General features: G+C 68.5%; 10 protein-coding genes and 1 tRNA gene. 7 read left to right on the top strand and 4 right to left on the bottom strand.

Annotated elements, in window-relative coordinates:
* Positions 1-513 precede the first annotated feature (513 nt).
* Positions 514-587: transfer RNA gene (locus ACE3SL_RS09780), tRNA-Cys, on the bottom strand.
* A 255-nt stretch (positions 588-842) separates the two neighbouring features.
* On the opposite strand from ACE3SL_RS09780, the gene ACE3SL_RS09785 reads away from it, so the two are divergent.
* The 3 genes from ACE3SL_RS09785 (at position 843) to ACE3SL_RS09795 (ending at position 3589) form a co-directional block, all read left to right on the top strand.
* Positions 843-1505, top strand: coding sequence for a protein-L-isoaspartate O-methyltransferase (locus ACE3SL_RS09785; RefSeq protein ID WP_374525548.1), 663 nt, complete (start codon positions 843-845; stop codon positions 1503-1505).
* A 53-nt stretch (positions 1506-1558) separates the two neighbouring features.
* On the top strand, positions 1559-3055 hold the full coding sequence (locus tag ACE3SL_RS09790; protein ID WP_374525549.1) for a TolC family outer membrane protein: 1497 nt from the start codon (positions 1559-1561) through the stop codon (positions 3053-3055).
* A gap of 111 nt (positions 3056-3166) precedes the next feature.
* Positions 3167-3589: a DUF2497 domain-containing protein gene (locus ACE3SL_RS09795; protein ID WP_374525550.1), complete on the top strand. Its 423-nt coding sequence runs from the start codon at positions 3167-3169 to the stop codon at positions 3587-3589.
* 170 nt (positions 3590-3759) lie between these two features.
* On the opposite strand, the gene nudC is transcribed toward ACE3SL_RS09795, so the two are convergent.
* From nudC to ACE3SL_RS09810, 3 genes are read right to left on the bottom strand one after another with little or no spacing between them, the layout of a single operon-like run.
* On the bottom strand, positions 3760-4629 hold the full coding sequence (gene nudC / locus ACE3SL_RS09800) for an NAD(+) diphosphatase (RefSeq protein ID WP_374525551.1): 870 nt from the start codon (positions 4627-4629) through the stop codon (positions 3760-3762).
* Positions 4629-5915, bottom strand: coding sequence for a serine hydrolase domain-containing protein (locus ACE3SL_RS09805; RefSeq protein ID WP_374525552.1), 1287 nt, complete (start codon positions 5913-5915; stop codon positions 4629-4631). Before ACE3SL_RS09805 ends, nudC begins: the two co-directional genes overlap by 1 nt.
* Positions 5912-6931 (bottom strand): A/G-specific adenine glycosylase, encoded by a 1020-nt coding sequence (locus ACE3SL_RS09810; protein ID WP_374525553.1) that lies wholly within the window; start codon positions 6929-6931, stop codon positions 5912-5914. Before ACE3SL_RS09810 ends, ACE3SL_RS09805 begins: the two co-directional genes overlap by 4 nt.
* A gap of 26 nt (positions 6932-6957) precedes the next feature.
* Here ACE3SL_RS09810 and ACE3SL_RS09815 point away from each other — a divergent pair, with 26 nt between their 5' ends.
* The 4 genes from ACE3SL_RS09815 to ACE3SL_RS09830 form a co-directional block, all read left to right on the top strand.
* Positions 6958-7524, top strand: a complete 567-nt coding sequence (locus ACE3SL_RS09815) for a DUF721 domain-containing protein (RefSeq protein WP_374525554.1) — start codon at positions 6958-6960, stop codon at positions 7522-7524.
* A gap of 17 nt (positions 7525-7541) precedes the next feature.
* Positions 7542-8273: a thioredoxin domain-containing protein gene (locus tag ACE3SL_RS09820; RefSeq protein WP_374525555.1), complete on the top strand. Its 732-nt coding sequence runs from the start codon at positions 7542-7544 to the stop codon at positions 8271-8273.
* 50 nt (positions 8274-8323) lie between these two features.
* Positions 8324-9070 (top strand): thioredoxin domain-containing protein, encoded by a 747-nt coding sequence (locus tag ACE3SL_RS09825; protein ID WP_374525556.1) that lies wholly within the window; start codon positions 8324-8326, stop codon positions 9068-9070.
* Positions 9071-9213: 143 nt separating this feature from the next.
* On the top strand, positions 9214-11055 hold a 1842-nt coding region (locus ACE3SL_RS09830; protein WP_374525557.1), incomplete at its 3' end, for an AAA family ATPase.

Here is an 11055-nt window from a genome sequence, read left to right on the forward strand (position 1 = left end):
CGGCCATGGCTCTTTGGAAAATAGGGCTGGAGACGCGCCATCTGCTCGTCCGTCAGCCAGAATAAATCGCTCAAATTCAGGCTCCTTCGTGGTCGCCTGAATCATAATCGCTACCGCAAATCAATGGGTCCTGACCCTAAGCCTGATCAATTCACGTTGAGCGAATTGACAGCCGCGACTTCTTGGACTGTCAACCAGTCTTAGCCGGCTTTGCACGTCCGCAGGCGGGCGCGCCGGACACAACGTCGATCGATTTGTTCGGGCGCAAGCTCTTGTTTGGCGGAAGGTCCGCTTTAATAACTGAGTCACTAAAGAGCTGCCAGTCCGCTCCCGGCCAAGTATACCCTAATTTTCAATTCTGTAGCTGCAAATCTTCGCGGAGAGACTCTGACAAAATCCGCACTCATTCATCTGCGCCAGCCCGCTACCGGAGACAGTTTAGAGCCCGAAGGCGCGCGCAATTGCCCCGATTTGCGGTCAAAACTGTATATTTTCTGATTCGGTGAATACGGATGGAGGCCCGAGCCGGAATCGAACCGGCGTATACGGATTTGCAGTCCGCTGCGTCACCACTCCGCCATCGGGCCTCAGGCGCAGATTTGCGTGGAGAGAGCGCCACTAGCGATTTCGCTTCGCACTGGCAATGCGCTTGTTTCGCAATTTTGTCGCGCCGCACCGGCTCGCTCCCGCCCGTCGATCGCAAAGCGGGCTTGGCGGCCCCTCGGTTGCCCGCTATGCGCGGCGCGGTGAGTTCATATGGCTGTATTACTATTGCAATACAGCCCGGCTTCGGCTAGGACAGCTCGCAAAGCTTTAAATTCCAGGGAATCGGAAACGAAACGATGGCGACGAAATTGAGCGAGATTGGGGCGGCCGGGATGCGTGCGGCGATGATCGACAGCCAGCTTCGGACGAACGACGTCATCGACCCTGCGGTGATCGGCGCGATGGGCGGGACGCCGCGCGAGGCGCATGTGCCCGCGATGCTGGCGAGCGTCGCCTATATGGACCGCGCGATCGACCTCGGCGGCGGCCGCGCGCTCAATCCGCCGCTCGTCACCGGGCGCCTGCTCGTCGCCGCGGAGATCCGCCCCGGCATGCGCGTGCTGCTGGTCGGCGCCGCGACGGGCTATACCGCCGCGCTGCTCGCCGAACTCGGCGCCGAGGTCCATGCGGTCGAGGAACAGGCCGACCTGCTCGCCGCCGCGCGCGCGGCGACGGCGAGCAGGGCCGTCCACTGGATCGAAGGTCCGCTTACCGCGGGCGCCCCGAAGGCAGCGCCGTTCGACCGCATCGTCATCGACGGCGCGATCGAGACGCTGCCCGATGCGCTCGCCGCGCAGCTCGCCGAAGGCGGCCGCCTCGTCGCCGCATGGCGCGAGGGCAATGTCACCCGCCTCGTTCAGGGCGTGAAGGCGGGCGGCACGATCGCGATTCGCGCCTTCGCCGACATGGACGTCGCGCCGCTTCCCGGCTTCGGCGCGTCCAAGGGCTTCCAATTCTAGAGCCGCAGGCTCCGGTCCGGCGTCTTCCTCCCCGTTTCAGGCTGAACATCACGATGCACGATAGAAAATATATCGCGACCGCTCGCCGCACGCGCTGGCTCGCCGGACTGGCGCTGGGGGCGCTGGCCGCCGCGGCGCCGGCGCAGGCCGAAACGCTGCAGGGCGCGCTTGCCAAAGCCTATGAGAACAACCCCACGCTCACCGGCGCGCGCGCCGGGCAGCGCGCGAACGACGAGAATGTGCCGATCCAGAAGGCGCGCGGCCTTCCTTCGGCCGGTGTGCAGGGCGACTATACCGAAAATCTGGTGAAGCCCGGCAACAGCTTCTCCTCGCCGACGCGCCTGATCACCGCCGGCGGCCAGCTGTCGGTGCCGATCTATCAGGGCGGCGCGGTGCGCAATGCGGTGAAGGCCGCCAAATATCGCGTCGAGGCCGGACAGGCCGATCTCCGCGCAACCGAGGCGAGCATATTCTCGCAGACCGTCGGCGCCTATATGGACGTGATCCGCGACATTGCGATCGTCCAGCTCAACCAGAAGAATGTCTCGGTCCTCAAGACCAATTTGCAGGCGACGAGCGACCGGTTCGAAATCGGCGACCTGACGCGCACCGACGTCGCCCAGTCGCAGGCGCGCCTGGCACTCGCCGAAGGCGACCTTCGGACAGCCGAAGCCAATCTGATCGCGAGCCGCGAGAGTTACATCAAGCTCGTCGGCGAGGCGCCGGTCGATCTGCAGCCGCCGCCGGCGCTGCCGAACCTCCCCGCTTCGGCCGAGGATGCGGTCGCGATCGCGCTCGACCAGAATCCCGACATCGATGCCGCGAACCAGCGCCTCAACGCCTCGCGCGCCGACATCGGGGTCGCCCGCGCGACCCGGATGCCCAAGCTCGATGGCACGGTGAGCGGCAGCTACACCAATTTCCTCGATTCGCTGGCGAGCGGCGTCCCCGGCGTCGCCGTGGCCCAGACGCAGAAGAGCGCCGCCGCGGGCGTAACGCTGACGGTGCCGATCTTTCAGGGCGGCGGTCCTTCGGCGCGCGTGCGTCAGGCGCAGGCGCAGACGAGCCAGGCGATCGAAAATTATGTCGCGGTCGAACGCGACGTGATCGCGCAGACGCGCGGCGCCTATGCCGCGTGGCAGGCGAACGAGCGGATCATCGCCGCGACCGAGCAGGCGGTCGGCGCCAACGGCCTGTCGCTCGAGGGCGTGCGCGCCGAGAACAGCGTCGGCACGCGCTCGATCCTCGATATCCTGAACGCCGAGCAGGAATATCTGAACGCCGAGGTCCAGCTCGTCTCGGCGCGCCGCAATTCCTATGTCGCCGCCTTCTCGGTGCTCGCCGCCATGGGCAAGGCCGAGGCGCGCGATCTGGGGATCGACAGCGGCGGCACACTTTATGATCCCGAGGTCAATTACCGCCGCGTCAAGGGCCAGATCTGGGACTGGGCCGACGATCCGAAGCCGCAGCAGGTCGCGACCGATACCAAGGCCGTCCCCGCCGCCGACGCGAGCGTTCCCCCGTCCGTCGATACCGCCCTGCCCCGGTAGGCGACAATAAGGCTTGGCAAAGCCTGCCTCGCGCCGGTAGGATGATGGTTAACCGCCCGTTACGGGCGATCGTCCGCTTCGTGGCGTTTCGTGGGGCTTTAGGGGGCTGTTATGGGCGATTTGTCGCGTGAGCCGTCGATGGAAGATATCTTGTCGTCGATTCGGCGCGTGATCGCGCGCGACGAAGCACCCGGGGTCCGCACGCCGCGCGCCACAGCAGCGAACGAGGACATCCTCGACCTTCACGATGAAGAAGAAGGCACCGATCCCGCGCCCGAGGCCCCGACCGAGGACGAACTGGTCTCGGCCGCGAGCGCCGACGCCGCGCGCCAGTCGCTCGAGGCGCTGACCGCCGCGGTATCGCCTGCCGCCCCCGCAGCGCCCACGCCGCATGCCGGCGGCCGGACGATGGAGGAGGTGGTCCTCGAGGCGCTCCGCCCGATGCTCAAGGACTGGCTCGACGCCAACCTGCCCGGCATGGTCGAGGCGATGGTCGCGAAGGAAATCAGCCGGATTACGGGGAAGAAATTCTAAACTCCCGTTCCTCCCCGGCGCGAAACGGTAGCGGATCCGGAACACAGCCATTTTTGGTGCGTCCCCGCGAAGGCGGGGACCCATCTCCGGTCGGTTCAACATGGCACGAGCAGGAGATGGGCTCCCGCCTTCGCGGGAGCACATGGACTTTCAATCGAAGCGATGATGCTCTACCCCGCCCAATCTTCCAGCAGATAGCGCGCGATCGCCAGCGGCGGCGGCGCCATGAAGCTCGCCCCCATCTCGCCGGCCAGCGCCGCCACCACCTCGGCGCGGTCGACCCACATCGCGGCTTCGAGCTCGGTCGTATCGAGCGTCAGCGCCGGGTCGCGCGCGACCGCGCGGCAGCCGATCATCAGCGACGAAGGAAAGGGCCAGGGCTGGCTCGCCACATAGCTGACGTCCGACACCTGGATACCCGCCTCTTCAAAAAGCTCGCGCGCGACCGCCTCCTCAAGCGATTCGCCGGGCTCGACGAACCCCGCGAGCGCCGAGAAGAAGCCCGGCGGAAAGCCCGGCTGACGCCCGACGAGCACCCGCCCCTCATATTCGGCGAGCATGATCACGACCGGATCGACGCGCGGAAAATGTTCGGCGCCACACGATCCGCAAGTGCGGCCCCAGCCGCCGCGGAACATCGCCGTTCCCTGCCCGCACACCGCACAAAACCCGTGCCGCGCGTGCCAGTCGACGAGGCTGCGCGCGCCGCCATAGAGCGCCGCCTCCTCGGGCGACAGCAGCGGCAGCAGCCGCATCACGGTGCGCGAGCGCGCGTCGATCCGCGCCCCCGGCGCAGGCCCGCGCACGAAACGCGGCGCGCCGGCGTCATCGATCCCGAGCAAGAGCAGCGGCCGATCGTCGGCGGGGTCGAGCGGCTCCCAGATCAGCCCGCCACGCTCGCCGGGCACCGGGTCGATCCCGTCCATCGCGAGGCAGGTCGCGCGCGGATCGCGCGTCGCCGCGGCGAACGCCTCGGCATCGGTGCGAAGCGGGTCGGCGCGGTCGAGCCGCGCGCCCGTAAATCCCAATGGCAAAGGCATCAGGCCATCACATCCTTGTAGAAGGCCTTGCCGAAATCGCGCTGGAAGGGCAGCGCCTCGGCGGGCATATATTGGGTATAGCCGCCGACGCGGTAGCCGCGCCTGCGGTCGACGAAGCCGATCGTCCCCGCCGCGCCGCCCCAGCCATAGACGCCCTCGCCCGTCGGCGACGCGGCGAGCGACACGCGCCCGCCGGCACCGAACCCTTCGCCCTCGACGAAGCTGTCCTTCGTCGTCGCGCCTTCGGGCAGCAGGTTCGACATCGCGAGCCGCGCGGTTTCGGGTTTCAGGATGCGGACGCCGCCGGTCTCGCCCTCGCCGAGCAGCATCGCGAGGAAGCGGTCATAGTCGCGCGCACTCGCCACCAGCCCGCCGCCGCCATAGGGGATCGGCGGTTTGTCGAGATAGATCGAACTCGTCGCCGGATCGATCGGCAGCAGCGCGCCGCCGAACGGCGCATAGTTGGTCGAAAGACGCCCGACATCGGCGGCCGCGACCTGAAAGCCCGTGCTCTTCATGCCCAGCGGATCGAAGATGCACGCCTTCAGGAAGGCATCGAAAGGCTGCCCCGACGCCACCTCGATCACGCGGCCCATCAGGTCGAGCCCGACCGAATAGCTCCACCGGGTGCCGGGCTCATAGACGAGCGGCAGCCTGGCGAGCCGGTCGGCGAATTCGGCGAGGCTCGGCGCCGCGCTGCTCTGGGGCAGGCCGGGGATCGGCAGGCGGCTGACCTGCCCGCCGAGGATGCCCGCCGCATTATAGGCATCCTTGATCGGCCCCTTCTGGATGATGTTGTAGCCGAGCCCCGCGGTGTGGGTAAGCAGGTGGCGCACGGTGATCAGCGTCTTCGCATCGCGCACGTCGGTCAGCGATCCGTCGGGGGTGTTCTGCACCTTCATCTTCGCGAAGGCGGGCAAGATATCGGCGATCGGCTGGTCGAGCTTCAGTCTGCCTTCCTCGATCAGGATCATCGCCGCCATGCCGGTGATCGGCTTGGTCATCGAATAGAGCCGCCAGATCGTGTCGCCATCGACCGCCTTCGCCGAATCCATCGCCTGCGTTCCCGCGCCGAAGACGTCGAGCGCGCCCTGCGCCTTGCCGATCGCGGCGAGGGTTCCCGCCAGTTCGCGGCGATCGACGAAGCCCCTGATGAACGCATCGGTCGCGGGATAGAGCGCCGCGCCGTCGGCTTTCCACGCGAACGCGGCACCGGGAAGCAGCGCGCCCGCACCGCCAAGCGCCAGGCCGCCCAGCAAAGTCCGGCGCGAAACCATCATGTTCATAAGGCCCTCTCCAGCATCTTGTCGGTCAGCTTGCGATAGAGCGTCGGCAATCCGGCCGCGTCAAGCGCCGAAAGCGGCCACCATTCGCCTTCCCCTGCGGCATGCGCGCTTTCCCGCGCGACGAGCGTCAGCCGCAGGTCGAAATGGGTGAAGCCATGATCGACACGGACGATCCCGGACTCGGGCGGCGGCGCGTCGGTCCACTCGCCGCCGGGCAGCGCGCGCATCCCGCCGAGCATCCCCTTGCCCGGGCGGCGGACGAGCCAGATCGCGCCGCCCTCCTCGATCCACCAGGCGAGGCCATAGCGCTGCGGCTTCGCCTTCTTCGGCGGCTTGACCGGCAGCCGCTCGATGTCGGGGCGTCCGCGCGCGCGGCAGTCGGCCATCACCGGGCAGATGGCGCAGGCGGGGCCACGCGGCGTGCAGATGGTCGCGCCGAGGTCCATCAGCGCCTGTGCGAAATCGCCGGGACGTTCCGCCGGAACAAGAGGAGCGAGCGCGGCCTTGATCTCGCGCTTCGCGGCGGGCAGCGGCGTCTCGATCAGCCGTTGCCGCGCGATCACGCGCTCGATATTGGCATCGACGACAACCGCCGGCTCGCCGAACGCGAGCGCCGCGACCGCGGCGGCGGTATAGTCCCCGACCCCCGGCAAGGCGCGCAGCCCTTCCTCGGTGCCGGGAAAGACGCCGCCATGATCGCGCACCACCGCACGCGCGCAGGCGAGCAGGTTGCGCGCCCGCGCATAATAGCCGAGCCCCGCCCACGCCGCCATCACATCGGCATCGTCCGCCGCCGCGAGATCGGCCACGGTCGGCCAGCGCTCGACGAAGCGCGTGAAATAGCCCGCAACCGCGGCAACCGTCGTCTGCTGCAGCATGATCTCGGCCATCCAGACGCGAAAGGGATCGGGCACCGCGTCGCTTCCCGGCGGATAGCGCCACGGCAGATCGCGCGCCGAACGGTCGTACCAGCCGAGCAGGCGTGCGGCGAAATTCGGGGAACTCTGGACGCTCACCCCCCGCCTATGGCATGGCGGCGGCGATGGCGAAAGCGGACACTCCCGAAGGCGGCCCGAAAGGCGGCGCCAAGAAGAAGGCGGCCAAAAAGCCGCCCGTCCGCACCTACGAACGCCCGCGCGGCGGCGAAGCGCGCTCGATCGCCGATCTCGTCCCCGAAATCGGCCGCACCGCTTTCCGCAAATTCGGCTTCGTCCAGTCGTCGGTGGTCAGCCGCTGGCGCGAGATCGTCGGCGACCGGCTCGCCGACGTCACCCAGCCCGCGATGATCCGCTTTCCCGCCGGGCAGAAAGCGGGCGGCACGCTGCACCTGACGATCAGCGGCGCCCACGCCCCGATGCTCCAGCATGTCGCGCCCGACATCATCGCCGCGGTCAATCGCTTCTTCGGCTATGCCGCGATCGCCACCGTGCGCATGACGCACGGCCAGGTCGTCCCCGCCGCCCCCGTTCAGCCGCCGGCAATGCTGAAACCCGTACCCGCCGAACTGGGGGACAGCCTGCGCGACATCGGCGACCCGGAACTGCGCACCGTGCTCGAACGCATGGCCGCGGGGCTGGCGTCGGCGCCGAAACTCCCCAAGATCAGCTGAGAGAAAGACGGTCCCTTATGCCCGTTCGCGTCCCGCCCCCTTTCCCCCGCACCGCGCTCCGCCGCACCGCCATCGCCGCGCTCGCCGGCAGCGCACTGGCGTTGCTCGCCGCCGCGACGCCGGCAAAGCCGGTGCGCTGGTCGTCGAACGTCAGCATCACCTCGGTCGGCGCGCATCTGGTGGGCAATCCGAAAGCGAAGGTGAGGGTCGTCGAATATTTCAGCTATACCTGCAGCCATTGCGCCGACTTCGCGAAGCTCGGCTCGCTCCCGCTCAAGACGCAATATATCGACAAGGGGCTCGTCCTCTTCGAATATCGCAATCTGGTGCGCGACCCCGTTGATATGACCGCCGCGTTGCTCGCACGCTGCGGCCCGGTCAGCGCCTTCGCCGGCAACCACGACGCGATCTTCGCCGCGCAGCCGGTGTGGCTGACCAAGGTCGTGAAAGCGACCGACGCGCAGAAGGCGAGCTGGTTCCAAGGCGACACCGGCGCCCGCGCACGCAAGATCGCCGCCGACACCGGCCTCACCGCGCTGATGCAGACGCGCGGCTATTCGCTGGCGCAGGTCAACGCCTGCCTCGACAGCGAGGTCGCGCAGGCCGAAGTCACCGGAATGACCAATATCGGCCTGTCGGCCGATCATGTCCGCGGCACCCCAACCTTCTTCGTCAACGGCCGCGACGCCGAAGTCACCGTCTGGTCCGCGCTGAAAACGAAACTCGACGCCGCGCTCAAGGCCCCCTAAAAGCGCGCCCACGCAATCTCCTTTGCCCATTTCTCCGGAGCAGACCCGATATGATCAACTCCCCCCTGCGCACCCTCCTTCTCGCCTCGCTCGGCGCGATCGCGCTCGCCGGCTGCGGCGAGAGCAAGACCGACCAGACCAAGGAACAGGACGTCATCGCCAAGGTCGCGGCGCCCGCCGGCAAGAGCTGGTCGCAGACGGTCAGCAAGAATGCCGATGGCGGCTATGTGATGGGTAACCCCGATGCGCCGATCAAGATCATCGAGTTCGCTTCGCTGACCTGTTCGCACTGCGCGGCCTTCTCGACCGAAAGCCACGAGGAGCTTCGGCGCGACTTCATCGACACCGGCCGCGTCAGTCTGGAAGTCCGCAATTTCATCCGCGACCCGCTCGACGCCACCGCCGCCGCGATTGTCCGCTGCGCCCCGGTCGACCGCTATTTCCCGCTGCAGGACAATGTCTTCGCCTCGCAGGAGGAACTGTTCGCGGGCGTGAAGGGCAATGAAGCCGCCGCCGAGGCCGCGATGAAGCTGGCGCCCGCGCAGCGCTTCCCCGCCTTCGCCAAGGCGCTGAAGCTCGACACCTTCTTCCAGTCGCGCGGCGTGACCGGCGAACAGATCAACGCCTGCCTCGGCAATGTCGACAATATCACCAAGCTCGAGGCGGGCACCAATGCCGCGGCGGAGAAATATCAGATCCAGGGCACCCCGACCTTCGTCATCAACGGGCAGGTCGCCGAAGGCGTCGCCGCCTGGGGGCCGCTCCGCGACCGCCTGCGCACGATGGGCGCGCGCTGACGTCTAATCTCTGCGCCCTCCCCTTCAGTGGAGGGGCTTAAGTCCTTGCGACTCCCCCTGCCCCGCGTCATGACGGTGGCAGGGGGAAATGTGACACCAAGGTTGCACCAGCTCCGATTCGCCAGACTGTGCGAGGTGCTCTCGTGCAGATAAAGCGGCTGCGCCTCACCGGTTTCAAATCCTTCGTCGAACCCACCGAACTCCGCATCGAACCCGGGCTGACCGGCGTTGTCGGCCCCAATGGCTGCGGCAAATCGAACCTGCTCGAGGCGATCCGCTGGGTGATGGGCGAATCCTCGCCCAAATCGATGCGCGGCGGCGGGATGGAGGATGTCATCTTCGCGGGCACGTCGCAGCGCCCGCCGCGCGACTTCGCCGAGGTCGCGATCCATTGCGACACCGAAGGCGGCGTGGTCGCGGGCCTCTCCGAGGCCAGCGAAGGCCATGAACTCGAAATCATTCGCCGCATCGAGCGCGGCGCGGGGTCGGCCTATCGCGCCAATGGCCGCGACGTGCGCGCGAAGGACGTCGCGCTGATCTTCGCCGATGCCGCGACCGGCGCGCACAGCCCCGCGCTCGTCAGCCAGGGCAAGATCGCCAACGTCATCGCCGCCAAACCGACCGACCGCCGCGCGATGCTCGAAGAGGCGGCGGGGATCGCCGGGCTGCACGTGCGCCGCAAGGACGCCGAGCAGAAGCTGCGCGCGACCGAGACGAACCTCACCCGCCTTTCCGAAATCGTCGCCGACATGGAGGTGCGCGCGAACGCGCTCCGCCGGCAGGCGCGCGCGGCGGAGAAATACAAGAAGCTCTCGGACGATATCCGCATCGCCGAGGGCCGGCTGATCTACGCGCGCTGGCGCGATGCCGCCGCCGTCGCCGATCAGGCGCGGCGCGACGCCGATGCCGCCGAAGCCGCGGTGAAGACCGCACAGGCCGAACTCGAAACCGTCTCGGCGGCGCAGGTCGAGGTCGCGACCCGCGTCGGCACCGCACGCGCCGAAGCGCAGGGACAGCGCGACGCGCTCGCCGAGGCGACCGCGACGCTCGTCCGCCTGCAGGGCGAGGAACGCGCCGCGCGCCAGCGGCTCGAGGATCTGGCGGCGCAGCAGGCGCGCCTCGCCGACGACCGGATGCGCGAAGGCGAACTCGCGCGCGATGCCCATGCCGCCCTGACCGGCCTCGACGCCGAGGGCAAGACGCTGGCGCAGGCCATCGCCGCGCATGACGCGAGCAAGGCCGCGCTCGTCGAGGCCAATCAGTCGGCTCAGGCGCGCCTCCGCGATGCCGAGGTCGCCCTCGCACAGGCCCGCGCCAAGGCCGCGAGCGAAGCCGCCGACCGCCGCATCGCGGTCTCGGCGCGCGACACCGCCGAAGCCGCGGTGCACCGCATCGCGAACGACAGGGCGCGCGTCGATGCCGAAATCGCCGCGCTCGGCGACAGCGCCGCGCTCGCCGCGACGCAGGCCGAAAGCGCCAAGGCAGCGGAAGAGGCCGAAGCCGCGATCGCCAAAGCCGAAGCGGCGCTGGAGGAGGCCGAGACCGGCCGTGAGGCGACCGCCTCCGATCTTGTAACCATCGAAGCCGGACTCGCCGAAGCCCGCGCCGCGCTCGCCGCGCTCGACGGCGAAGCATCGACGCTCGAACGCGCTCTCGCGGCAGCGCAAAGCGGCGACGACCGCATCCTCGACCGGCTTCGCGTCACCCCCGGCCATGAAGCCGCGCTCGCCGCCGCTCTGGGCGACGATCTCGACGCCGGCACCGACGCGGACGCCGCCCGAAGCTGGGGCGGCGCCGACACGGGAGCGAACGACCCCGCGCTGCCCGCGGGCACCCGATCGCTCGCCGATTTCGTGACGGCCCCCGCCGCGCTCGCGCGCCGCCTTGCGCAGGTCGCCGTGGCCGCAACCGACGACGGCCAACCGCTCGCAGCCGGCCAGCGCCTCGTCACCACCGATGGCGTGATGCGCCGCTGGGACGGCTTC

This window comes from Sphingopyxis sp. (genome assembly GCF_041916015.1).
Classification (GTDB): Bacteria; Pseudomonadota; Alphaproteobacteria; order Sphingomonadales; family Sphingomonadaceae; genus Sphingopyxis.

What these genes read in the sequence shown, in the direction of transcription:
- ACE3SL_RS09820 (WP_374525555.1), top strand. Translation starts at nt 7,542, where the DNA reads ATGCCCGTTCGCGTCCCGCCCCCTTTCCCCCGCACCGCGCTCCGCCGC.
- ACE3SL_RS09795 (WP_374525550.1), top strand. Translation starts at nt 3,167, where the DNA reads ATGGGCGATTTGTCGCGTGAGCCGTCGATGGAAGATATCTTGTCGTCG.
- ACE3SL_RS09805 (WP_374525552.1), bottom strand. Translation starts at nt 5,915, where the DNA reads ATGAACATGATGGTTTCGCGCCGGACTTTGCTGGGCGGCCTGGCGCTT.
- ACE3SL_RS09815 (WP_374525554.1), top strand. Translation starts at nt 6,958, where the DNA reads ATGGCGAAAGCGGACACTCCCGAAGGCGGCCCGAAAGGCGGCGCCAAG.
- ACE3SL_RS09785 (WP_374525548.1), top strand. Translation starts at nt 843, where the DNA reads ATGGCGACGAAATTGAGCGAGATTGGGGCGGCCGGGATGCGTGCGGCG.
- ACE3SL_RS09825 (WP_374525556.1), top strand. Translation starts at nt 8,324, where the DNA reads ATGATCAACTCCCCCCTGCGCACCCTCCTTCTCGCCTCGCTCGGCGCG.
- nudC (WP_374525551.1), bottom strand. Translation starts at nt 4,629, where the DNA reads ATGCCTTTGCCATTGGGATTTACGGGCGCGCGGCTCGACCGCGCCGAC.
- ACE3SL_RS09790 (WP_374525549.1), top strand. Translation starts at nt 1,559, where the DNA reads ATGCACGATAGAAAATATATCGCGACCGCTCGCCGCACGCGCTGGCTC.